At 56.2% G+C, this 23,321-nt stretch carries 25 protein-coding genes and 3 tRNA genes; 11 read left to right on the forward strand and 17 right to left on the reverse strand.

Annotated elements, in window-relative coordinates; translation table 11 throughout:
* Positions 1-18: 18 nt before the first annotated feature.
* From proB to J7382_RS05650, 7 genes are all read right to left on the reverse strand, one after another.
* Positions 19-1,128 carry a glutamate 5-kinase gene (gene proB, locus J7382_RS05620; protein WP_209067901.1) on the reverse strand — a complete coding sequence of 370 codons (1,110 nt, stop codon included), beginning with the start codon at positions 1,126-1,128 and terminating at the stop codon, positions 19-21.
* Entirely contained in the window at positions 1,116-2,162 is a 1,047-nt protein-coding gene (gene obgE, locus J7382_RS05625; RefSeq protein WP_058240809.1) for a GTPase ObgE, read from the reverse strand. The genes proB and obgE overlap by 13 nt, the downstream gene beginning before the upstream one ends.
* 55 nt (positions 2,163-2,217) lie before the next feature.
* Positions 2,218-2,757: a GNAT family N-acetyltransferase gene (locus tag J7382_RS05630; RefSeq protein ID WP_209067902.1), complete on the reverse strand. Its 540-nt coding sequence runs from the start codon at positions 2,755-2,757 to the stop codon at positions 2,218-2,220.
* 14 nt (positions 2,758-2,771) lie between these two features.
* The gene (locus J7382_RS05635; RefSeq protein ID WP_209067903.1) at positions 2,772-3,365 is read right to left on the reverse strand and encodes a LysE family translocator; all 594 of its coding nucleotides are present in this window, start codon (positions 3,363-3,365) and stop codon (positions 2,772-2,774) included.
* Between the two features lie 82 nt (positions 3,366-3,447).
* Positions 3,448-3,717, reverse strand: coding sequence for a 50S ribosomal protein L27 (rpmA, locus tag J7382_RS05640; protein ID WP_058240812.1), 270 nt, complete (start codon positions 3,715-3,717; stop codon positions 3,448-3,450).
* A gap of 23 nt (positions 3,718-3,740) precedes the next feature.
* Positions 3,741-4,340, reverse strand: a complete 600-nt coding sequence (locus J7382_RS05645; protein WP_209067904.1) for a 50S ribosomal protein L21 — start codon at positions 4,338-4,340, stop codon at positions 3,741-3,743.
* A 227-nt stretch (positions 4,341-4,567) separates the two neighbouring features.
* Entirely contained in the window at positions 4,568-5,440 is an 873-nt protein-coding gene (locus J7382_RS05650) for a DUF2059 domain-containing protein (protein ID WP_209067905.1), read from the reverse strand.
* 106 nt (positions 5,441-5,546) lie between these two features.
* Here J7382_RS05650 and J7382_RS05655 point away from each other — a divergent pair.
* Positions 5,547-5,636, forward strand: a tRNA-Ser gene (locus J7382_RS05655).
* A 139-nt stretch (positions 5,637-5,775) separates the two neighbouring features.
* Here J7382_RS05655 and J7382_RS19915 read toward each other — a convergent pair.
* Entirely contained in the window at positions 5,776-6,546 is a 771-nt protein-coding gene (locus tag J7382_RS19915) for a transporter (RefSeq protein WP_247744859.1), read from the reverse strand.
* 141 nt (positions 6,547-6,687) lie between these two features.
* Positions 6,688-8,196, reverse strand: a complete 1,509-nt coding sequence (locus J7382_RS05665; protein WP_209067906.1) for a DUF1214 domain-containing protein — start codon at positions 8,194-8,196, stop codon at positions 6,688-6,690.
* A 92-nt stretch (positions 8,197-8,288) separates the two neighbouring features.
* On the opposite strand from J7382_RS05665, the gene J7382_RS05670 reads away from it, so the two are divergent.
* Positions 8,289-8,969: a Crp/Fnr family transcriptional regulator gene (locus J7382_RS05670; protein ID WP_209067908.1), complete on the forward strand. Its 681-nt coding sequence runs from the start codon at positions 8,289-8,291 to the stop codon at positions 8,967-8,969.
* A gap of 112 nt (positions 8,970-9,081) precedes the next feature.
* On the opposite strand, the gene J7382_RS05675 is transcribed toward J7382_RS05670, so the two are convergent.
* The 3 genes from J7382_RS05675 to J7382_RS05685 all read right to left on the reverse strand — a co-directional run bounded on the left by J7382_RS05675 (position 9,082) and on the right by J7382_RS05685 (position 10,415).
* Positions 9,082-9,156 (reverse strand) — tRNA-Asn (locus J7382_RS05675).
* A 164-nt stretch (positions 9,157-9,320) separates the two neighbouring features.
* Positions 9,321-9,395, reverse strand: a tRNA-Asn gene (locus J7382_RS05680).
* A gap of 105 nt (positions 9,396-9,500) precedes the next feature.
* Complete coding sequence (locus J7382_RS05685; protein ID WP_209067909.1) at positions 9,501-10,415, reverse strand: MBL fold metallo-hydrolase; 915 nt, start codon at positions 10,413-10,415, stop codon at positions 9,501-9,503.
* Positions 10,416-10,453: 38 nt separating this feature from the next.
* Between J7382_RS05685 and J7382_RS05690 the strand changes: the two genes are divergently transcribed.
* The 5 genes from J7382_RS05690 (at position 10,454) to neuC (ending at position 15,969) form a co-directional block, all read left to right on the forward strand.
* Positions 10,454-11,758 (forward strand): ATP-binding protein, encoded by a 1,305-nt coding sequence (locus J7382_RS05690; protein ID WP_209067910.1) that lies wholly within the window; start codon positions 10,454-10,456, stop codon positions 11,756-11,758.
* Between the two features lie 108 nt (positions 11,759-11,866).
* Positions 11,867-12,895: an N-acetylneuraminate synthase family protein gene (locus J7382_RS05695; RefSeq protein ID WP_209067911.1), complete on the forward strand. Its 1,029-nt coding sequence runs from the start codon at positions 11,867-11,869 to the stop codon at positions 12,893-12,895.
* Positions 12,895-13,671 carry a glycosyltransferase family 25 protein gene (locus tag J7382_RS05700; RefSeq protein WP_209067912.1) on the forward strand — a complete coding sequence of 259 codons (777 nt, stop codon included), beginning with the start codon at positions 12,895-12,897 and terminating at the stop codon, positions 13,669-13,671. The genes J7382_RS05695 and J7382_RS05700 overlap by 1 nt, the downstream gene beginning before the upstream one ends.
* A gap of 50 nt (positions 13,672-13,721) precedes the next feature.
* Positions 13,722-14,840 (forward strand): hypothetical protein, encoded by a 1,119-nt coding sequence (locus J7382_RS05705; RefSeq protein WP_209067913.1) that lies wholly within the window; start codon positions 13,722-13,724, stop codon positions 14,838-14,840.
* Between the two features lie 7 nt (positions 14,841-14,847).
* The gene (neuC, locus tag J7382_RS05710; protein WP_209067914.1) at positions 14,848-15,969 is read left to right on the forward strand and encodes a UDP-N-acetylglucosamine 2-epimerase; all 1,122 of its coding nucleotides are present in this window, start codon (positions 14,848-14,850) and stop codon (positions 15,967-15,969) included.
* A gap of 13 nt (positions 15,970-15,982) precedes the next feature.
* Here neuC and J7382_RS05715 read toward each other — a convergent pair whose 3' ends face one another.
* From J7382_RS05715 to J7382_RS05725, 3 genes are read right to left on the reverse strand one after another with little or no spacing between them, the layout of a single operon-like run.
* Positions 15,983-16,918: a Gfo/Idh/MocA family oxidoreductase gene (locus J7382_RS05715; RefSeq protein WP_209067916.1), complete on the reverse strand. Its 936-nt coding sequence runs from the start codon at positions 16,916-16,918 to the stop codon at positions 15,983-15,985.
* Entirely contained in the window at positions 16,912-17,703 is a 792-nt protein-coding gene (locus J7382_RS05720; protein WP_209067918.1) for an SDR family oxidoreductase, read from the reverse strand. The genes J7382_RS05715 and J7382_RS05720 overlap by 7 nt, the downstream gene beginning before the upstream one ends.
* 15 nt (positions 17,704-17,718) lie before the next feature.
* Positions 17,719-18,423: an acylneuraminate cytidylyltransferase family protein gene (locus J7382_RS05725; RefSeq protein WP_209067920.1), complete on the reverse strand. Its 705-nt coding sequence runs from the start codon at positions 18,421-18,423 to the stop codon at positions 17,719-17,721.
* Between the two features lie 189 nt (positions 18,424-18,612).
* On the opposite strand from J7382_RS05725, the gene J7382_RS05730 reads away from it, so the two are divergent.
* Entirely contained in the window at positions 18,613-19,521 is a 909-nt protein-coding gene (locus J7382_RS05730) for a lysophospholipid acyltransferase family protein (RefSeq protein WP_209067922.1), read from the forward strand.
* Between the two features lie 122 nt (positions 19,522-19,643).
* Positions 19,644-19,838 (forward strand): hypothetical protein, encoded by a 195-nt coding sequence (locus tag J7382_RS05735; protein WP_058240825.1) that lies wholly within the window; start codon positions 19,644-19,646, stop codon positions 19,836-19,838.
* A gap of 19 nt (positions 19,839-19,857) precedes the next feature.
* On the opposite strand, the gene J7382_RS05740 is transcribed toward J7382_RS05735, so the two are convergent.
* Positions 19,858-20,574: an RlmE family RNA methyltransferase gene (locus J7382_RS05740; protein WP_209067924.1), complete on the reverse strand. Its 717-nt coding sequence runs from the start codon at positions 20,572-20,574 to the stop codon at positions 19,858-19,860.
* 80 nt (positions 20,575-20,654) lie between these two features.
* The gene (locus J7382_RS05745) at positions 20,655-21,767 is read right to left on the reverse strand and encodes a Ppx/GppA phosphatase family protein (RefSeq protein ID WP_209067926.1); all 1,113 of its coding nucleotides are present in this window, start codon (positions 21,765-21,767) and stop codon (positions 20,655-20,657) included.
* 298 nt (positions 21,768-22,065) lie between these two features.
* Between J7382_RS05745 and J7382_RS05750 the strand changes: the two genes are divergently transcribed.
* Together J7382_RS05750 and J7382_RS05755 are read left to right on the forward strand one after the other, a co-directional pair.
* Positions 22,066-22,362, forward strand: a complete 297-nt coding sequence (locus tag J7382_RS05750) for a virulence factor (protein ID WP_209067927.1) — start codon at positions 22,066-22,068, stop codon at positions 22,360-22,362.
* Between the two features lie 26 nt (positions 22,363-22,388).
* Positions 22,389-23,321, forward strand: a complete 933-nt coding sequence (locus J7382_RS05755) for a methylenetetrahydrofolate reductase (RefSeq protein WP_209067929.1) — start codon at positions 22,389-22,391, stop codon at positions 23,319-23,321.

A 23,321-nucleotide genomic window follows, 5' to 3' on the forward strand; every position in this document is an offset into this window, starting at 1 on the left:
TTTGGATCAAAAGGAAGGCTAAAGTGCCATGTCGTCACGGTGAATAAGCGCTGTGCGACCGGGATAGCCTAAAATGGGTTCAATGTCGCGGCTGTGATGGCCCTTAATGCGGCGCGCTTCCTCAGAGGAGTACGCGCTGAGCCCCTGACCGAGACGGTGGCCGGAGGCATCGGTGATTTCAATCGGGTCGCCCCGGCCAAATTGCCCGTTGACCTCGGTCACACCGGCAGGCAGCAAGCTTTTGCCGGAGCTGAGCGCATGGGCCGCGCCGGCATCCACCACCAGAGCGCCCTGTGGTTTCATGGAGGTGATCCAGCGTTTGCGGGCCAGCTGTGGCGTGCCTTCTGCGGTGAACCATGTGGCATTGGCCCCTTGTTCCAGCGCCTGAATGGGACGCAGGGCAGAGCCTTCGGTGATCGCCATGGCACAGCCGCCAGCGGTGGCGGTTTTGGCGGCCATCAGTTTGGTGATCATGCCGCCTTTGGAGAGGCCGGACACCCCTTCGCCGGCCATGTCTTCGATCTCCGGCGTGATGGTATCAATCAGCTCAAAGCGCTTAGCGGTGGGATCTGTCATCGGATTTGCCGAATAAAACCCATCCACGTCCGAGAGCAGGATCAGATGATCCGCGCCGGTGGTCAGCGCGATCTGCGCGGCGAGACGGTCGTTGTCACCATAGCGGATTTCATCCGTGGCCACAGTGTCATTTTCATTGACGATGGGCACAACGCCCAGCGTCAGCAATTGATCCAATGTGGCGCGCGAATTGAGATAACGGCGGCGATTGGCGCTGTCTTCCAGCGTCACAAGCACCTGTGCGGTGGTGATCTCGTAAGGCGCCAAAACCTCTTCATAGGCGCGGGCAAGACGGATCTGGCCCACGGCAGCGGCCGCCTGCGACTGATCCAGCGATAGATCTGCGGCGGCAGGCAGGCCAAGCGCGCCGCGCCCCAGCGCGATCGAGCCCGAAGACACCAGCACCACATCGGTACCGCGCGCCTTCAGCATGGCAACATCAGCGGCCAAAGCCTTCAACCAGTCAGCCTTCAACAGGCCCGTATTCCGGTCAACCAGCAGAGCTGACCCGATTTTAATAACAACCCGCTTGGCAGTGATCAGGGTTGCCACGGCGCCTCTTCCTCATCTGCGGTGTCTTCGATTTTCTGGCGCACACGGTCATCATCGATTTCCGCCCGCAGTGCACGCAGCACCTCGGTGGTGCCTTCATGGCTGGCCCCGGACATGAGCATCACCGGGCCTTGGGCCACGGCCTCCAACTCCTCTTTGAGGAATTCACGCTCTTCGGCGTCCAGACTGTCAATTTTGTTGAGCACGGTCACGCGGGGTTTGTCCGCGAGAATATCGGCGTAGTTGGTGATTTCCTGCACGATGGTTTTATAGTCTTCCAGGAGCGTGCCGGAAGTACCATCCACCAGATGCAGAAGCACCGCACAGCGCTCCACATGGCCAAGGAAAAGGTCACCAAGACCCCTGCCCTCGCTGGCACCCTCGATTAGGCCGGGAATGTCAGCCACAACAAATTCGACCCCATCAACACCAACAACACCAAGGTTCGGATGCAGCGTGGTGAAAGGATAATCGGCGATCTTGGGCCGCGCATTGGAGGTGGCGGCAAGGAAGGTGGATTTGCCTGCGTTTGGCAGGCCGAGCAGACCCACATCGGCGATCAGCTTCAGGCGCAGCCAGATGGTGCGCTCCACCCCCGGCTGGCCCGGATTGGCCCGACGCGGGGCCTGGTTGGTGGCAGATTTGAAATGCAGGTTGCCAAAACCGCCGTTGCCGCCTTTGGCCAAGAGCACGCGCTGGCCCACCTCGGTCAGATCGGCAATCAGGGTTTCCTGATCTTCATCCAGAATTTCGGTGCCCACAGGTACGCGCAGCACGATGTCATCGCCGGATTTGCCCGTGCGTTGATTGCCCATGCCCGGCTGGCCGGATTTGGCAAAGAAGTGCTGTTGATAGCGGAAGTCGATCAGCGTGTTGAGCCCTTCGACAGCTTCGGCCCAGACGTAGCCCCCATTGCCGCCGTCGCCCCCATCAGGGCCGCCGTATTCAATGTATTTCTCACGTCGGAAGGACACACAACCGCCCCCGCCGCCACCGGAGCGGATGTAGACTTTGGCAAGGTCGAGGAATTTCATGTCAGTGGTCCTTTCGGGGCGCGTTTTGCGCTCATACCCTGCCTGCGCGCAAGGCTCAATCCAGTTTCAAACTATAGGTCCAGGTTGGCACTGTGGCATCGCGGGCCACAGAGAAGCTTTCAGCATCCCCCAGATACTGAAAACCGCAGTTTGTCAGCACCCGCGCAGAGGCCGGGTTGTCCTGAAACACGGAGGCGAAGATTGTGCTGCTCTCCAGCGGGTTGGCCGCGATCAAAGCACGTACGGCCTCTGAGGCCAGTCCGGTGTTCCAGAACGCCTTGCCAATCCAGTAGCCAATTTCGGTCTGCCCCTCATCAACGCGCGTGAGGCTGATCAAGCCCATGACCTCAGGATGGCCTTCGGTACTGCCATCAATGGCCCAGACGTCCTCGACCCGATCTGCGGATTGCGCGCGCGCGATGAACGCCTCGGTGGCACCGGGAGGCACCGGGTTGGGGATGCTGGTGGTCATACGGGCCAACTCGCGATCGGCCGTGTGCATTTCAATCAAACCAAGATCGGAGCGGCGCAGCGGCCGCAGCGCAAAACGTGGGGTATCGACAACGGGTTGATTAACTATTGTGTCCAGTTTCATACGCGTTCTCCTCCTCAAAGAACCACATAAAGCACAGAGAGGACGGTCAGGGCCGCCAATGTGCGCATTAAATAAATTTCCCCGCGCGTGCCTGCGACGCGTCTAGCGATCCGGTCTCCGGCATAGGTCCAGATCGGATGCAGAACGGCCTGCGCGCTCAAAAGGCAGATGGCAATTGTTGCCGTGGCCATCAAGGCTGATGTCCCCGGTGTGACAAAATTTGTAAATCCGGCCACGATCATGGCCCAGGCCTTGGGGTTGAGCGGGTGCACCAGAAGGCCAGCGGCAAATCCCGGCGGCGTTTGCGGATCTGTGCTTGCTGTGGTCAGGCGCAGATTGGCAACCTTCCAGGCAAGCCAGAAAATATAAGCCACACTCAGCCATTTCAGCGCTTCAAAAAGCCCCGGCACCGCCTCGGCGAGTTCCATCACACCAAAGCCAATCGGCCAGATGATCAATTGTTTGCCCAGAGCCACTCCGGCCACAAATGGCAAGGCCGCCCGAAAGCCAAAGCGCGCACCTGTTGCCAAAAGCGCCATATTCGCAGGTCCAGGTGTACCCACCTGACTTGCGGCAAAAACGCTAAAACTGATCACGGCAACGCTCATGGCGTATCTCAATACTCAAAAAGAAAAAGGGACCGGCGTTTGCTGCCGGTCCCTTAGATGTCTCATAACCTTTTGGGTCGGCTTATTCAGCGGCCTCCGCCACTGGCAGAACCGAAATAAAGGTGCGGCCTTTGAGGCCTTTGTGGAACTTCACGTTGCCGTCAACGGTTGCAAAGATGGTGTGATCTTTGCCCATGCCAACGCCTTCGCCCGGCCACATCTTGGTGCCGCGCTGACGCAGGATGATGTTGCCTGGGATCACGGCTTCGCCACCGTATTTCTTCACGCCAAGACGGCGACCTGCGGAGTCGCGACCGTTACGGGAACTACCACCAGCTTTTTTATGTGCCATATCGTTAGTCTCCTATCCGTCTTTTACTTCGCCAGTTCGGCTGCTTGCGCAACCCACTCTGGCTTCACTTTGGCGCCTTCGAAGGTGTCAACATCCACGGCTGCCAGAGCAGCGTAAGTGGTGATGCCTGCTTCCACCAGTTTCTTGGCAGCGGCTGGACCAACGCCGGTGATGGCGGTCAGGTCGTCGCCTGCTGCTGCCGGAGCTTCTGCTTTTGCAGCGGCTTTGGCAGGTTTGGCTTCTGCTGCTGCGGCTGGAGCGGACACGGAGCCTGCGCCGATTGCAGCTTTCACACCAGACTTGTCACCACCGGTGGCAAGAATGTCGGTGATGCGAACCAGTGTCAGTTTCTGACGGTGGCCCACGGTGCGCTTGGAGCTGTGCTTACGACGACGCTTCACGAATTTGATCAGCTTTTCGCCTTTGATCTGGTCGATCACGTCAGCCTGCACGGCAGCGCCTTCAACGAAAGGTGCGCCAACAACGGTGGACTCACCGCCAACCATCAGCACATCGTTGAATTGAATCTTTTCGCCAGCGTCTGCAGCCAGTTTTTCGACACGCAGGACGTCGCCTGCTTGTACTTTATACTGTTTACCGCCGGTCTTCAGGACTGCGAACATGTCCTATTCCTTCGATCTGATCGCGTCCTGTGGCCCCGCATCCTGAAGGATTTGGCGTTGTGGCAGGCTTTGACACCATGCCGCCTCGAACTGCGCGCCCCTGTATGGGGCTGTGTTACAATAAAATCAGGCGCAAAGTCTGCACTTCACGCCGGATGCGCGCTTATCCTGTGGAAAACCTCTCAAGTCAACCCTTAACTTCTGCGCCCTCCCTCAAACGGATAACGTCAAAGCTCTTGTGAGGGTTGCAACTCCCCCATGCGCAGCGCCAGCGCTTCAAACCGGTTGGACATCACTTCAAAATGCACCGCGTTCATCAACTCATAAACCGTCATCATATCCGGATGCTCCAGTGCTTCTGTATAGGCTGCTATCTCCTCCACAGAGAAGTCCTGATAGGTATAGGCGGCATTGCGCAGAGACGACTGTTCCATTTCCTGCGCAATCTCTTCTGCATTTTCATTGAGAGCCGCGCGCAGCCCCTCCTCATCCGTGCGCAGAGAGATCACCCCCGCATAAGAAGCCGCCAAAAGGAACCTGACCTGAATTTCAGTCATGGCCTGCCCGCCAATGTCTTTGGGATCAATCGCGTGGTTCATGCGCTTAAACAAATCAATGCGCGGATCGTCATTGGCTTTGAGCGCGTCAAGCAATGCGCCCCCGTCCGTGTCTTTGGCGATATCATCTCCCATATGCGAACTGTTCTCTACCGCCACAAGGCGTTGGCCAAGGTCGCTGGCATAAAATTCAGCCGCATGCGCCAACAAAGCCTCATCCAATGTGGCTTCCAAAATATCAAGCGCGCGATTCTGCATGAGTTCAACATCAAACACATCCTTAGAAAGCGCCTGCCACTGAAGGCCAAAATCTTCCTCGGCCAATCCCAGCATTTCCGGTGCCGCCGAGGCGGAAAGCGCAATTGACTCAATCGCCACATCAAACCCAGTGACCTGTAAAAACGCCGCCACCCGGTCGCGATCTGCGGCCTGCGCGCCGCCTGCGATGCCAGTCAAGCAGAGCAAAAATACAGCGCAGAGGCCAAAAATGGCGCGCAGGGAGATCACGGAGGGCGGGGCCAATCGGGCAAGAGCTGAAACCATGGCCACAGGCTAAATCATTTCGCAGGCGAAACAACGCAAATCCCACTTGCACGTGATCACGAACGCGCGTAAACGACGGCGCACCAAGACCACGGTCTATGCGGACGGAGAGGTGCCGGAGTGGTCGAACGGGGCGGTCTCGAAAACCGTTGTCCCTTCACGGGGACCCAGGGTTCGAATCCCTGTCTCTCCGCCATTTACACGATTTTGCCCCCTGAATCGCCACTTTGGCTGCCCCAATCGGAATGCCTGAACGGTTTTGGTACCAACGGTGCTCAGATGAGCTCGTATTAGTAGGGTAAACTGCGGCAAGATCTTGCTTGGCCCGCAGGCCGTCAGCCTCTTGGCAATACGACCTGCGCCTGAAGTCGCAACCTCCAGCCTTCTGGTCCGTTATCGGGCGACACGGCCCAATAGCCCGCGCCAAGCATCCAGCTGACAGGTACGCCGCCAAGAGGCTTCAACTTGGCCACATTTACGTTCAGGGGCACCGACCATTCATCATTCTCCCAGTCATACGTACTTTCCGTGGTGGCACTGAAGGTCCATGCGTCGGCAGTTGTGTAGGAGACAAAAGGTTGCACAAATGTGCTGTTGGTGGGTGTTGTCGGGCTGCTTTCCAGATCCCAGATATGGTTGGCAAGCGCGCCATATGTCCAAGGCCCGGAAACTTGCAGCGCAATTCCAGTGAGTCCCCCCGCCCAAGTCTCCGTGGACACATCTGACCCAGTTGGGATTCGGGCCACTGGACCAAGCCCCCAGGTCAGCCCAGCCTCCGTTGTTTGCGTATACCATGCACTGAACAGCACATCCGCAAGCCCACTTTGCGACGTTCCGGGAATAACGTCCTCCTGAGACACATAAGGCACAATCGTGCGGGTGACGATATTGGCCCCATTGTCCAGACTGAACGGTACGACGGGCTGAAAATTCACAGTGGTGCGAGACCCTTGATCGTCTTGCCCGATGTTATCGTCAAAGTTCAGTTGAAACGGGACAGAAACAATGGCCGCCACCGGGTTTGCCAACTGCTGGGCGAGATCGGCTTCTTGCGCATGGGCCATCACCCCCAACACGGACAAGATAAGTGATAGTTGAAATTTCATGGAAACCTCCAAAAAACAGAAACCGACTCATGGTCAGTCTAGGGGGGCTGAAGCGCCTGCCAGAGGTGTGCCACATACCGTGACGGCACCTTTGCGCATTTTGGAATAAAGAACGCCTACATGACAGACCGGCACCGCTGGTCAGCTGATCCGCACAAAATCTGCCAATTTGAATCGCTTTTGATTGAAGTCTTCTGTGGGCCCATAGAGGCGCAGGGCCGTCAGCGGGCGTTTGCCCCGCGTTGGGATCCAATTGCTCTGCATGCCCTCCGGCGCGGCTGGACCAACAAACAAGCTCACACCGCCATCGTCATTTTTCACCATGTTTGGAATATCATAGGAGGACAGTGTCGTGCGCCCCTCCTCCGTGTAAATGAACGATTTGGTAGCGCGATCATAGACCGTCAGCGCCCAGAATTGCGACACGGGCATGTCTGCGGGCAAATCCAACCGATACGTCGCGCCTGCCATCAGCGGCGCGCCAGTATTGTCCGCCAGTCCCATCATATATTGCGTTGCCGGAGCGTCGGATAACTCCGTTGGCATGTAGGTACACCAAAAATACTCCGCTGCGCGCTCATAAGTGTCGATCCTATCGTCATATTCCCAAGTAAACCGCTTGTTCTCATCGGTCAGAAGAAGTGAGGCATAGTGACGATCCGGCCAGTAGAGCTTCTCCTTAGGAATGGCGTCAAACCAGGCTTCCATAGCGTACCAGACGTCAATGGCTGCTTGGCGCATGGCCTTCTTTGCAGTGTCATTTGGCGCATAGGGCCTCCCCCTCTTGATCCCCAGTGTTTCCATCATGCCCAGCATGACTTTGTGTTTGTCCTCAGGCGGCTCCACCGTAAACACATGATACATGTCTTCAAAAGCCCGCTCATCAAAGAACGGCAGAGTTTGATAGCCACTCTCGATTGGATCAAAAAACCGCTGTTTAGGTGGGTTTTGCGCTTGCGCGAGCGGATACATACGCAGCTTTTTAGCATAGGCGTAGGCATCTTCGGTGGTTTTGCCTTCGGCGCGCACCGACCTGAATGCAAAGGCAATACGATAGTTGGGGGATGGCACATGAATGTAGCCTTCCGGCGCGTCTCCTTCATATCCGGGTGGTGTGAAGAGATATTTTGCACCTTTGCCTTGATCCATCCCTGATGGACCTACGTCGGCAATCGTATATTGCCATGCATCCACCACTTGACCATAGAGGCTGCCCTCCGGACCAGCAGTAGGCACCTCCAGCACAAGCGGGCCGGCCTGCAAATCAGAAAAGGCTGTGATGTAAGGCGTGCTGGAATTGGCGGTTGTGGCCTCCAGATTGGGGGGCGCCGCAGCGGACCATGCCAGAATATCATTGTCCCTGAGGCCTAAATCTTCGAGCGCAGCGGCGCGGAAGCGATAAATCGCCTGCGCGGGCATGGCCCAAAGCAACAATTCAAAAGCACGCTGATAAGCCAGTTGATAGCCAAAGTCTCCGACAGAGGCGCTTACCCCGGCGGGGGGTTGCCCCCCACGCGGCTCTTTGCCCTGACCATCCGCCGGAAGAGAGGTCTGTGGCGCGGAAGAATCTGCGGTTTGCGCATGGGCGCGATGGCTCAAACCAAGGGCAAGACCAGAAGCGGCCAAAGCATGAAATGCGCGACGGGACATCATGGGCGTCTAACTCCGATTGAATCACTTGTGCAAAGCCTACAGCCTCCCTTAGGAAGAGATTGCCCACCGTTGGGCACTTTGGAAAAAATATGAATTTACAACAAGCAATTGAGAGCGTCGCGCGTAGCGGTTGGCTCTCCCGGCAACCAATGTCCTTTGTGCAAAACTTGCGCGATATCTGTGAACTGCGCCCCCTGAAAGCCGGTGAGCGGCTGACATCCTTAGGAGATCCGGGCGGCAGCATTCTTGGGCTCGCTTCCGGGACCTTAAATGTCTTTATCGCCTCCGGGCCCTTCCCCCCTTTTCTTTGTTACATCGCCCACCCCGGCTGGTGGACAGGCGAGGCCGCCGCTGCCACCCAGAGCGCCAGACGCGTAGAGCAAGTTGCCCGTGTCGATTGCCAGATCCTGGTCATTCCATCCAAAGGTCTGCGTGACTTGGTGCTAAAGGATCCGGAAACCTGGCGTAGGCTCGAAGAAATCACAGTCGGGCATATGGACCATGCGCTTGAGTTGGCCTGCATTCGCGGCGGATCTGACAAATGGATCCAGACGGTCAGCACCCTCCTGCGCCTTGCTAATCAGTTCCCAGCGGATCAGAAACAGGTTGAGATCAATGTCAAACAGGCGGAAATCGCAGAGATGGCGGGGCTGAGCCGCAACAGTGTTGGTCCGGTGCTTTCAGCGCTCACCCAAAACGGTGCCGTGACCCAACGCTATGGGGCGCTTCTAGTAGATCGTGACAAGCTTTCCAAAGCACTCCCGAACTGAAGAGCGGACATGGGCCGAGACAGAAAGACGCAGAGTTTCCCTCCAAACATTAAAAATTTGAAGATTTAAAAGCAAAAAAGCCCTCAAGTCTTTGCGACTTAAGGGCTTTTTATGGCTCCGGCGGTAGGGATCGAACCTACGACCAATTGATTAACAGTCAACTGCTCTACCGCTGAGCTACGCCGGAACATTTATCTCTGAGCTGCCTCAGAAGGTGTCGCAGGGTATAGCCGCGCTTTTTGGGGACGTCCAGAGGATTTCTCACCAATTGCAGGAAGAAATTTCACCTCAGACCACAAGCTTGCGAAAAACAAAAAAGCCCTCAAGTCTTTGCGACTTAAGGGCTTTTTATGGCTCCGGCGGTAGGGATCGAACCTACGACCAATTGATTAACAGTCAACTGCTCTACCGCTGAGCTACGCCGGAACATCTATCTCTGAGCTGCCTCAGGAGATGTGGCGGGGTATAGCTTTGGATTTCAGAGACGTCCAGAGGCTTTTTTGAAGTTTTTTGAATTTCCGCAAAAAACTTTTACAGCAGTTCAAAAACCGCATCTGCGGCGAGCTGATCCCGCACTGAGACACGCTTTTTACCATGCAAATCAACGAGGTGAGCAAAAACGTTGCGTGTGGCAGCTGGCAGTAGCGCGGCAGGAGTTTCTTTATATATTGCCGAAGCCAGTGCCTCTGCGGTGGTTGACCCACTGGTCAGCCCTGCCAGGATTTCAGACTCCCGCCCCTTGCGGTGCGCCATCAACCACGCCAAGCGCTCTGATGGGTTTTCTATCGGAGCACCGTGGCCTGCGTGAAATACCCGCCATTGCCGCGCAGAAAGCTTCTCACAAGACGCCATAAAATCGGTGAGATCACCATCTGGTGGGGACACCAGAGAACTGGCCCACCCCATGACATGGTCTCCGCAGAAACAGACATCCTCCATCGCCAGAGAAATATGGTTTCCAAAATGGCCGGGTGTGTGAATCACCTCAAGCGCCCAGCCCCTGCCCCGCAGCACCTCGCCTTCGCAGACCACACGATCTGGCATGAAGTCCAGATCCACCCCTTCGCCGCCACCAGCCAGACCACTGTCCGCAAGGGCTTGCATCACCGCACTACGCCCGGCATCGGGATCCCCATAAGCATAGACCGGCGCACCAGTTTCGTCCGAGAGCGCCCTGGCCAGAGGGGAATGGTCCAGATGGGCATGGGTCACAATGATATGTGTGATTGTCTGCTCTGGCGTCACTGCTGCCAGAATGGCCTTCAGGTGGTCTGGGTGATCTGGCCCCGGATCAATCACGGCAAGCTCTGTATCTCCAATGAGATAGGTGTTGGTCCCCCGAAAGGTCATCGGCGACGGATTAGGCGCGAGGATGCGACGCAGATTTGGCGCCAATTGCTCGGCTTTTCCGGGTTCAGGGTTGAAAGCCAGAATATGGGCGTCCATGGTCATCCTCTCAGAATATCTTTCGCCAAGGTGTAGGCATGTTTTTTCGCTGGCTCAAACGCTATATGCCCCGCAGTCTCTATGGGCGGGCTGCGCTGATCCTGATCCTGCCGGTGGTTTTGCTGCAACTCGTGGTCTCTTTCGGCCTTGTCACACGGCATTTCGAAGGGGTGACAGAACAGATGTCACGGGCCGTTGCGCGGGAGGTGCAGCTCTTTATTGATGCCGTCGCCGTCAAAGAGAGCGTGCCCGATGCGCTGCCCACGGTGTTAAACACTCTGGATATGGCGGTCACCTACCCCACAGAACTCAGTTATGAGGATACGCGCGTCTGGTATGATTTTTCTGCCTTTATCATCTCGCGAGAATTTCGCGCCTCCCTGCCTCAGGTCACGGCGGTGCAGCTGGCACAGGATGGCAAGGTCTTCTTACATCTGGACCTGCCTGATGGGCCGGCGATTCTGGATTTTGATCGCGACCGTGTCTCCGCCTCAAACTCACATCAGCTTTTTGTAAATATGGTCTTTTTCGGCGCGGTCCTGACATTTGTGGCCTATCTCTATCTGAGAAACCAATTGCGCCCAATCAAACGCTTGGCCGTCGCCGCAGAGGCATTTGGGCGCGGCCGCTCGGTTGCTTATTCCCCCGGTGGCGCGATCGAAGTGCGCGCAGCGGGCAGCGCCTTTCTGGACATGCGTGCCCGGATTGAGCGCCAGATGGAGCAACGCACCCTTCTGTTGTCGGGTGTCAGCCATGATCTGCGCACGCCGCTGACACGGTTCAAGCTTGGTCTATCCCTCCTGGATGATGTGGATCGGGAACCGCTGGAACGCGATGTCGAAGAAATGCAACGCATGCTGGATGCCTTTCTGAGCTTTGCCCGCGGGGTCTATGAGGATGAAACCGAAGGAGTCGACCCTGTCGTGCTGACAACCGAAATTGTTGAAGATTTCAAACGCAGCGGCGCGGATGTTGCGCTTGTCTCAACAGAGGGCAGCGGTGAGGTGGAGCTGCGCCCTGCCACGGTCCGGCGCGCCGTTGAAAATCTGATCGGCAACGCGGTGCGCTATGCCAATTGCGCCCAAGTCTCTGTCCAGATCACAGATCGATATCTGCGCATTCGCGTGGAGGATGATGGGCCGGGCATCTCGCCTGCGCAACGCGAAGAAGCGCTTAAACCCTTTGCCCGACTGGAACCCGGACGCAATCAGAACAAGGGGATTGGCGTTGGTCTGGGCCTCTCCATTGCCGCCGATGTGGCCCGCGCCCATGGTGGCATTCTGCGCCTCGGCGAAAGTGAAACTCTGGGTGGCCTACGCGCAGATCTGGTGCTGGGCATGTAGGCGCTCTGCCGCTTTGACCACTGGCTCACACAGGCGCCCGCTTTACAGCGCAATTCAGAGACGATAGCAGTCAGAAAAATGTGCTGCGACAATTAGAAAGGAAGCGACATGCGTATTGGCAACCGAGAGATTGGCCCAAATCATCCGCCCCTCGTTATCGCAGAAATCGGCATCAATCACGGCGGTGATCTCTCTGTCGCCAAAGAAATGGTGCGTCTTGCGGCCCTGTCTGGCTGCGAGTTGGTCAAGCATCAGACCCATTTTGTCGACGATGAAATGACAGATGAGGCCAAACAGATCTTCCCACCAAATGCAGATGTCTCGATCTGGGAAGTGATGGAGCAATGCGCATTGTCCGCCGAGGATGAGCTGGAGCTGATGCGCTATACGAAAGAGCTGGGCATGATCTTCATCTCCACGCCCTTCTCGCGCAAAGCCGCAGATTTCCTTGCAGAGGCGGGCGTTCCGGCGTTCAAAATCGGCTCCGGTGAGGCCGACAATCTGCCCTTGATCCGCCATATCGCCTCCTTTGGCAAACCGGTCATCATGTCCACCGGCATGCAAACCATTGAAACCATGCAACGCTCTGTCGCCATCCTCGAAGAGGCAGGCGTGGAGTATGCGCTGTTGGAATGCACCAACCTCTACCCCTCGCCGCCTGAAATCGTTTCGCTGCGCGGTGTGACCGATCTGAAAGAGGCCTTCCCAAATGCAGTGGTGGGCTTCTCCGATCACTCTATTGGGCCGGAAATGGCGCTCGCTTCCGTGGCGCTGGGTGCCTGCATTCTGGAACGGCACTATACCGATACGCGCTATCGTCAGGGCCCGGACATCATCAATTCGATGGACCCATCAGAGCTGCGTTTCTTGATTGAACGCTCCCGCGAAATCTGGATTGCCGCAAATAACCCGAAACAGCGCACTGAGGCCGAAGAACCGGTTTATGCCTTTGCGCGAGCCTCTGTGGTGGCTGACAAGGATCTGCCAGAAGGTCACGTGATCACAGAGCAAGACATCTGGGCGCGCCGTCCGGGCTCAGGCGAAATCCCGGGCTATGACTTTGACAAAGTGGTCGGCAAGACCCTGACACGGGCGGTCACACGCAACACGCAGTTGAAGTGGGAAGATTTGAAGTGATGCACGTGCCGGACAATTTGGGCATCTGGTTGATAAACCTACCCAAGGACAGCAAGCGTCTGGAGAAGATGCAGAAGCAGCTCGCTGATTTGGGAGTAACTGCAACGATTTTTCCGGCGATCAATGGCAAAGAACAAGCGCTAGAGCTGAAAAAAAATGTTGATGAGGCGGCCTACACTCGCAACATGGGGCAAAGCTTATTGCCGGGAAAGATGGGGGTTTATGCAAGCCATGTTTCTGTCTGGGAAGCATTTCTGCAGTCAGATCACGATTACGCATTGATTTTAGAAGATGACGTAATTTTTCATGATGATTTCCCCACTGCATTTCAGACTGCATTGGACGCCCAGCAGCATTGGGATCTGATACGTTTCAACTGCATTCGCGCAAAAATGCCTATTTCTCAGGGAGCATTGGGGGCATACCGTCTGAATGCTTACTTGGGGCCGTTTACAGGTAATGCGTGTTACCTCATCAAACGATCTGTTGCGGAAAAACTCTGCACTAAAATTTGGCCACAAACACGCGCGATGGACCATGAACTTAACCGTTTCTTTGTACATGACTACCGCCAGATGGGTCTCGAGCCTTTTAGCAGTCACCCAGACGACGGTGGAGTGTCGACGATTACTGGCCGTGAAATGGACCAAGTCCGCAAGCCTAAATGGCATAAAAGACTGCCACACTATCGCCTAAAGGCCGCGAACTATTTCCGGCGCGCATGGTGGCTCATGAAAAACGGAATGCTCTTGCCCTCTCATAAGGACCTAACATAGCGTCAGTCTTCTGAACACTCTCAACTATCGCTATCTGGGCAATGTGTGGCATGCAGATCCAAACCCTTTCTTTCGGCCTGGTTCCTCCTGAACTGGAACTGACGCGTGCTTTGCCGACACGTTGCGAGATCCGCGATGAGAACGTTTGGCAGTCGTATGATCAGACAACACTGTTTTATGATGTGGTGCATTGCAGCCAAAGCGGGCTAGTGAAAGTCTTCATGCCGAAGCTTTTCAATTTAAAACATGCCTTTCTGGCATCGTCATTTCTGTTTGACGATACGCCGATCAAAATTCACCGTCTGATCGAAGGGCGTCAGTTTGATGTTGCGGTATTTAAAGTGGTGTCAAAGCCCAACATCTTTCGTGTTGTGATGTCAAAAAATGCCGAAGTTACAGCCAGAGTAAATACACGCGATACAACTATCTCCGACGCAAATATCCTGTTCACAATGTCAAAAGACAATCCACTGGAGTGGATCAAGGATTGGGCGCAGTTTCACGTACGGCAGCATGGCACGGATACAATTGTCATCATCGACAACGACAGTGACACCTACAATCTTGAAGACATCCTTGAATGCCTTTCTTCAATCAATAACTTAAAACACATTCGCATCCTGAACGCACCATTGCCCTTTGGCCCCAGTCAAGGCGACTGCACGCATTGGAGCCTTGCAAAATTTTTGCAAGTGGCCATGCTCAATCTCGGATTTTGGAGATTTGGAATGCGCAATTCCGTTTTTCTAAACTTGGATGTAGATGAATTGCTTATGTCTCGAAAAGACAACTCAATCTATGACAAGATACGCCAGAAGCCCTTTGGATACATGACATTTCCCGGAGAGTGGTACTACGCAACTGACCGCGGACAACGACCTATGCACTCAGACCACTTTCTGTATTGCACCGATGACAAACCCTGCCCTACGAAATACGCAATTCACACGGACTCGATCTTATCGAAACTGGCTCTCAAGGTGCACAATTTGAATTATATCGACCGGCGTTTTTTCAAGAGCAAGGATGACTTCTACTTCTTGCACTGTCGACAAATTTCAACATCTTGGAAGTATGATCGATCGAGCGGTAACACCAAACACCTTCAAGAAAATACGTGGGCCCGCAATAAGCTCGAAATTGCGCTCAACCAAACAAGCTCTCAATGATAGGCAAATGAAGACATCCCTCCTCTTCCTCACCGGCACCCGCGCTGATTTCGGCAAGTTGGAGCCTCTGGCCATCGCTGCGCGGGATGCGGGCTTTGATGTGACGTTTTTCATCACCGGCATGCATATGCTGGCGCGATATGGCATGACCAAGCTTGAGGTGCATCGCATGCCCGGTGTCACCAAACATGAGTTTCTCAATCAGCGCCCCGGTGATCCGCAGGACATCATTCTGGCCAAAACCGTGGTCGGCTTTTCTGATTATGTGACAGAGACACGCCCGGATATGGTGGTGGTTCATGGCGACCGGATTGAGGCGCTGGCGGGCGCTTTGGTGGCGGCAACCAATTACATTCCCTGCGCGCATATTGAGGGCGGCGAGGTGTCCGGCACGATTGATGAGATCTACCGCCACTGCAACACCAAGCTGTCGAGCCATCATTTTGTCAGCTCAGATGCCGCCAAGAAACGGGTCATGGCCATGGGAGAACCTGAGGGGGCGATCCATGTGATCGGCTCACCAGAGCTGGATTTCCATGCTGGGCCTTCTGGTGTCACGCTGGAAGAGGTGAAAGCGCACTATGATATTCCCTTTGATGACTTCGGGCTGGTGACCTTCCATCCGGTGACGTCCGAGCAAGCCACGATGGGCGCACAGGCCCAAGCGCTTTTTGCAGAACTTGAGGCATCCGGAAAGAACTATGTGGTGATCGCGCCCAACAATGATCCCGGTTCAGAGGACATTTTCAAAGTTCTGTCACAGCTGCCCAAAGACCGCTTTCGTCAGTTCCCGTCGATGCGGTTTAACCACTTCTCAGAGTTGATGAAAAACGCCGCCTGTATGATTGGCAACTCCTCCGCTGGTGTGCGCGAAGCGCCCTTTTTGGGCTTGCCCTCACTGGATGTTGGAACCCGCCAGACCAACCGCGCACAGGCCGGATCGGTGTATTCCTGCGCCGCAGAGGACAGTGCGGCAATACAGGCATTTTTGCAAAACCAATGGGGCACGCCGCATCAGCCACACACCGGCTTTGGCGAAGGCCGCTCTGCCGATCGCTTTGTGGATCTGCTCAACAGCGACACGTTCTGGACCCAAGGTCTGCAAAAAGCCTTTCAGGACAACGCCTGAAAGGCTTGAGCATTTAGGACATATCCATATCCACAACACCGGTGAAGCGCCGCGCCTCCCAAGCGCGCGCAATCAACAGGCTGCTGTCGCGCATTTTGTCAAATCGGGGCATAAGCGGGTTGCCGGATGTCTCCTGCCCGCGTAGAAGCGCCAGAAAATCGCGCATCATATTCATGAACATGTCATTGCGCTCAAAGGAAAACGGCGTGACCTGCGCCCCCTGCCCCATATCTTCGGACAAGGTGGGGATCAGGAAATCCAAATCCACAACGCGTTCTGCGCCCCGTAACGCGGCTTTGCGCAACGAGACAGGTGAGACATAATCCATCGAAATGGTGCCCACCGCGCCAGAGGCCGCGACAACATCCACACGGGTGGCAAAATCAATCTGCGGAAAATCCTCATGTGCAAGTGCCCGCACATCAGAAATCTCCAGCGGGCCCATTACCGCCAGCGCCAGATCCATTTCGTGGCAGAGATCCATCAAGACACCGCCGCCTTCAGGCTCGGCGGCATAGCTCCCGGCAAAAGACCAGTTTTCCCGCCACTGACGCACGTCATGGCCGATCTCAAAAGAAAACCCGTAGGTCTGGCTCAGATCTAGGGCCGACAGTGCTCGCACCGCCGGGTGATAGCGCATCATGAACCCCACCATGGAGCGCGCCGCCACAGGGGCGGCAGCAGCGTGAATGGCCTCCACCTGCGCCACACGCCAGGCCAGCGGTTTTTCCGCATAAAACGGCCAATCCCGCGCCGCGCACATCTCGATCAGCTCCAGCCGGATCGGCGTGGAGGTGGCAATCACCACCGCCTCAATATCCTGACGCGCCTCAAATGCGGCGCGGTCAAACCCGCGCCAGCCGATCAGCTCAACAGCCTCGCCCAATGCGGCCAGATTGGCCGCATGGCGTTTGCCAATCGAGCCTGCACCGATGACCGCAATCACCACGCGGAGAAGCCCCCATCCACATTGACCATCTGACCGGTCATATGGCCTGCGTGTTTGCTGGCTAAGAAGAGCATCACATCCGCAATCTCATCAGGCTGCGCCATGCGGTCCTGCATGATCAATGCGCCCACGCGCTTCTGGAACTCCTCGGAATGCCCGTTGAATACCGCGCCCGGCGAAATCGTGTTCACCGTGGCGTCGCGCTTGGCCCAATAGCCTGCAAGCCAGACGGTCATGCCGTGGATCCCTGCTTTGGACACGCCATAGGCAGAGAAGTTCTTAAACGGCATGCCGTCATAAATCGGGTGATGCGCACCGTTAAGGGCATACATCGACGCCACATTGATCAAAGCGCTTGGGTATTTGCCCACGATGTCGCGATCCATCTGGCGCGCGATCATGAACGCACCGGTCAGATTGGTGCGCATGGTGCGCTCAAAGTCTTCGACGCTGGTGTCGGCAAAATCCGGAAACGGCTTGCCTGCCCCCATCAACATCTCGCCCGTGATGGCGGCGTTGTTGAGCACCACATTGGGCTGCCAGCCATCTGCCATCACCCGCTTGAAGATCTCAACCACCTCTTCTTCAACACCCACGTTCAGGTCGTAGTAGCCAAAGTTCGGATTATCGCCATGCGCCTCTTTGAGGGCATCCGCGCGTGCGCCGGGCAGATCGGTGGCCACAACCTTGGCACCGACTTCCAGCATGCGCCGCACATAGGTGGAGCCCAGCACACCGCCGGACCCTGTGATAAAGACTGTGCGCCCGTCCAATTGTTTGTCCATTCTGTCTGGCCTCCTTCAGCCGTCTTGACCAAGCTCTTCACGCAGAAGCATCTCGACCAGCTTGAAATCAAAGGGGGAATCCACATCAATGCAGCGCTCTGGCGGCATTTCAAACGGGATCACACGCCCCTCATAAATGGTTTTGGCACGGCGCAGATACTCTGGCGCAACCACATAGGTTGAGGCGGCGTGCTCATAAACAGTTGGCGCGGCCTGCCGCGCCCAGACCCCGCCGGGCAGTGGTTTACTGACCTGCAAAGCTCCGGTTTCATCCGGTTCCACAAGGTTGAAATAGGGATTCTTGCGCGCCTCACAGACACTCATCACCATATCCGGCGCCTCTTTCAGAAAGAGATCAATCGCCCCGCTGATATCGCTGCTGTGACGCAGAGGTGAGGTGCAATCCAAATCCAGAAAGGCCGTGGCGGCCCGCCCGGCCGCAGCTTCCGCTGCCGCCATGGCATGTTGCCAGACACCCCATTTGGGCGCGGCATCTGTTGCGAGTTCCGCGGGACGCAGACCAATCTGCAAGGCGCCCTTGGCAATGGCATGCTCATAGATGGCCTCATCATCTGTGGATACGACCACTGCCTCAACTTGAGGATGCTCAAGCAGCTGGTCGAGAGACCAGTCAATCATCGGCTTGCCGCAGAGATCCTTGAAGTTCTTGCCCGGCACGCCTTTGGAGCCTTTGCGCGCTCCGATATGTCCGAGGATCATTCCTGTCTCTCCATTGTTTTTAAACCGCTTTGCTTCATTCAATGCCAGACTAGCCCTCGCCCTGCAATCCCCGTGCGCAATGTGGCGGGGATGCCTTCGCAAACGCGGCAATGTGCTTGCGCGTGCGCAGGACAGAACCTAAATACGAAACTGAATTTTGGACAGATGCAACGCAGGAACATCCCCACCATGGACGCACCGCAGGGCAAATTCTCTCATCGTGTGAGTGACGTCTTCATCCGTGGGTTCCTCGCGACCATGCGCACCCTGCCTTATGAACAGCGCATCGCGCTTGCTGGGAAATTTGCCACCAAAGTTCTGGCCCCACTCACGGGCAGTCGTCGCCGCATTCGCGAAAACCTTGCCTTGGTGATGCCCGAGCTGTCCCAGGATGCGGTCGAAGCCATTGTGCGCGAAACACCAGAGACCATGGGCCGCATGCTTATGGAAACCTATTCGCCCGATGAGTTTCTGGCACGTTGTGCGACAACCCCGATCCTTGGCCCCGGACTGGAGATCGCAAAAGCTTCGCAAGCGGAGGGCAAAGGCGGCCTTTTGGTCACCGGGCATTTTGGCAATTATCTTGCTGCGCGTGGGGCGTTTTTGGCAAATGGCATCCCCATTGGTGTGCTCTACAAGCGGATGAACAATCCCTTCTTTAACGCGCATTACGTGGAGGCCATGGCCAAATTTGGGGAACCGATGTTTGAACGCGGTCGCCGCGGTATGTCCAGCATGATCAAACATCTGCGCAGCGGCGGCTTTGTCGGTATCGTGCAAGATCAACGCATCAAAAATGCGCCTGTGATGCCCTTCATGGGCAAACCCGCACGCACGGCTTTGTCGTCAGCTGAACTTGCGCTGAAATATGACATACCGCTGATACCGGTCTATGGTGTCCGCGAGCCTGACGGCAGCTACAAGGTTGTTACGGAACCAGCTATCGCGCGCAGCACGCCCGAGGAGATGACGCAGGCCGTAAACGCAAGCCTAGAGGCGCAAATCCGGGCACACCCAGGCCAATGGATGTGGACTCATAATCGCTGGCGCGATGCCGGAAATGCCACGTCGGAAGACCGCGCACGCGGCAAAGCTTAAGTCGATTTTTAAAGGCGCTTCGCAGAAACGCCGTATTTGCGCACCAGTTTCACCATCTCTCACAGGCAAAATCACACATGCGCCCAAGTCTGCCCGGGCGCTTGCTGCCATAGGAGATATTCATGTTTCAGGCTTTATTTGCGACGCCCAAAGCCGAGCCTCAAAAGGTCTCGCGCCATGCGCGTCTGTTCGAGCTTCTGCGCCAACAGAACCTTGCATCACAAAGCGCGCAGGCCAGAGCCGCGCGCGCTGAGGGTGATTTCCTTGCGGATCGCTTGCTGCAAAATGCCACAAGCTCCCTGCGCCGCAACGCATAAGGCCAGTGGCAAGTTTCGCTCAGCCGCGAAAGCCTGTGGCGACCACAAATTTTTCGGAACTGTCTGAGCGGCTGCTGGGTGGTTTCACGTTGGCGACTTTGGTGAACTTTTGTTTCAGGAGCTTCTGAAGCTCGCCTTCCGCCCCCCCGGCCAATACTTTGGCCACAAAGGTGCCGCCCTCTTCGAGAACGTCAAATGCAAAGTAAGCTGCCGCTTCACAGAGTGCCATAATGCGCAGGTGATCGGTCTGTTTATGTCCGGAGCTGGCCGCGGCCATATCGCTCATGACCACATCCGCTTTGCCACCCAGCCAGTCTTTGACCTTCAGATCGGCATCGTCTTCCATGAAATCGAGCTGATGGATTTCAGCGCCCGCAATAGGCTCCACTTCCTGAAGATCGACCCCCAGAATGGTGCCAACTTTCTTGCCAGCCTTCTCGCCAAGCGCATTCACGCGCGGCACGGCGACCTGACACCAGCCACCGGGCGCACAACCCAGATCCACAACCCGCGCACCGGGCACGAGAAAGCGATACTTGTCATCCAGTTCCATAATTTTAAAGGCCGCGCGGCCACGGTAGCCTTCGGCCTTGGCGCGTTGAACGTAGGGATCATTCAACTGGCGCTGCAACCAACGGGTGCTGGACAATTTGCGCCCGCGCGCAGACTTGACCTTAATGGTCAAATCACGCTGTCCGCGTCCTGATGTGTTCTTGCCGGTCGGTTTCTTGGCCATATCCGCACCCGTTTTCTCTAGAGAGAGTGTCTTCTAATCATTTTTGCCAGCTTCACAAGGCGAACCGCAATCCGAACGTCTTAAAAATGCCCGTCCTCCAAGACTCCATCTGCACTCATCTGCGCATAAAGCAGCCCCTCCCGCAGCCCGCGGTCTGCAACAGAGAGCCGATCCGTCGGCCAGCAGCGCAACAGCGCCTGCAAAATTGCAGAGCCACTCATGATCAGAGCCTGGCGATCCTGCCCGATGCGCGGATCATTACGCCGCCCCTTTGGCCCCAAATCCAGATAGCCACGGATCACCTTGTCAATCTGATCACTGGTCATGCGCAGCCCATCCACCTTGTTGCGGTCATACCGCCGCAATCCAAGATGGCTCGCCGCGACAGTTGTCACCGTGCCGCTGGTGCCGATAATCTGAAACCCCTCACTGGGGGGCGCATCTTTATAAGGGGCAAACTCGCTCAGGTTCTCCTCAAAAAACCAGCTCATCAGGGCAAAGCGCGCAGCATCATCTTCCACATCCCGGAATTGATCTCGCAGCGTGGCAACCCCGAGAGGAACCGAAATCCAATCCACCACTTTGGCAGCCGGAAATGGGCTGTCGACCGTGTGAAAACCGCCTCGCAGGCGCATGATCGCGCGTGGGCGCTCGATACGGGGTACCGAGGAAAGATCAATCCAGACAAGCTCTGTAGAGCCGCCGCCAATATCCACCACCAAGAGCTGTTCCGTCTTGGTGGAGACCAAAGGCGCGCAACTGATCACGGCCAGACGTGCTTCTTCTTCGGCCTGTATGATCTCCAACTGCAAGCCGGTCTCACGCCGCACCTGACGCACAAAATCCCGTGCGTTCTTGGCGCGACGGCAGGCTTCTGTGGCCACCAGCCGCATGCGCTTCACCTTGTGGCGTTTGAGCTTCTGCTGGCAGATGCGCATGGCCTGTATGGTGCGCCGCATTGAGCCACGCGACAAACGGCCGGTGCTCTCCAGTCCGGAGCCCAGCTGGACAGACTTGCTAAAGCTGTCCACCACATGAATCTGGCTGCCCTTTGGCTGAGCAATCAGCATGCGACAACTGTTTGTGCCCAGATCCAGCGCCGCATAGAGCGTGCTGGGATCGGGCGGTTTGGGCGCGGGGCTCTCAACCGGTTTTGGGAATGCGCCCGCACCTTTGGGACGCTTGGGCGCCATCGTCACGCCCTCCATTTCGTGTTGCTCTCAACCTAGTCTGTCGGCTCCCGCCACGCAATCCCTCCAACCCATTCAATAGCTTGAAACCGAGCATTGATTTTACGCCCCTGCGCCGTTCATCTTTATCATGTAAAGATTTCACGCCGCACCGCATAGCGAGCGCGCTTTGTCAGGGCTACAAAGTGCTCACAACAAACCCCGAGGTCGCGTTAAGCTGTCCTTTTGTCGAAATTGTGCCAAGCCGGTCGCCGTCCCTGCCCTAGGAATGTTCTACCGAATACTGGAGGAATCAAATCCTATGCCTGATGTTACCATTGTTTACTGGCGCGATATTCCAGCTCAGGTGATTGTGGGCAAAGGGCGTCGTGGCGCAAAAAAACCTTTGGCCGAACGCTTTGAACAAGCCATTGACCGCGCTGCAATGAAAGTCGGCGCTGCGGATACCGATGCGTATCTGGCAGAATGGCGCAAGGCTGATCCCTACACAGTAGAAGGTGAGCCGCAAACCATCTTGGAGGATGAGGTGGCGCGGCTTGAGGCAGAATACGATCGCGAGCGCATCAAGGCTCTGATCGCAAATGAAGGCTGGGCATGACACGCCCCTCGTTTTGGGAGGCCGCAATGGCTTTGTTGAATTTCAAGCGCAAGTCGGATGAGGGCAAGACCACCTCGCCGGAGATGGAAGCTTTCCTGAAAGGCTACTCCATCGAAGTCATGCCGCGCACAGCGGCAAAGGTTGAGGATTTCCGCGCTCTGTTGCCAGAGGGCACACGCGTTTATATCGCGCACATCGAAGGCACCCCAATCGAAGACATGGTTGCCACAGCCAAGCGCATCAAAGGCGAAGGCTATGATGTGATGCCCCACTTCCCGGCGCGCATCATCAAAGACAAGGCCACCCTGGAAAACTGGATCTCCATGTATCAGGGCGAAGCCGACGTGAAACAGGCGCTTTTGTTGGCCGGTGGTGTGACAACCCCACATGGCGACTTCTCTGACTCCATGCAACTGCTGGACACAGGCCTGTTTGACAAAGCGGGCTTTACCAACCTGCACGTGGCGGGCCACCCAGAGCCCAACATGGACATCGACCCCGATGGCGGGCGCACCAACACCTATGCTGCGCTGGACTGGAAACAGGAATATTCCAAACGCACCGACGCCTCCATGGCGCTGGCGACGCAGTTCTGCTTTGAAGCAGAGCCGGTGATCGAATGGGCCAACACGCTGAAAGAGCGCGGAATGAACCTTCCGATCCATATCGGCATCGCAGGCCCTGCCAAGCTGCAGACCATGATCAAATTCGCCATTGCCTGTGGCGTTGGCCCATCTCTCAAAGTGCTCCAGAAGCGCGCGAAAGATGTGTCCAAACTGCTTTTGCCACATGAGCCCACCGAAGTTCTGGCCGGTCTGGCAGCACACAAGGCGGCCAACCCCGACTTCAACATCGAAAAAGTACACTTCTTCCCGCTCGGTGGCATCAAAACCAATGCCAACTGGGCCATTGAAAATGGCGGCGCCTCTACCAAACCCGCTGCTGCACAACAGGACTGA

The sequence above is a fragment of the Shimia sp. R11_0 genome, from assembly GCF_017744035.1.
Classification (GTDB): domain Bacteria; phylum Pseudomonadota; class Alphaproteobacteria; order Rhodobacterales; family Rhodobacteraceae; genus Shimia; species Shimia marina.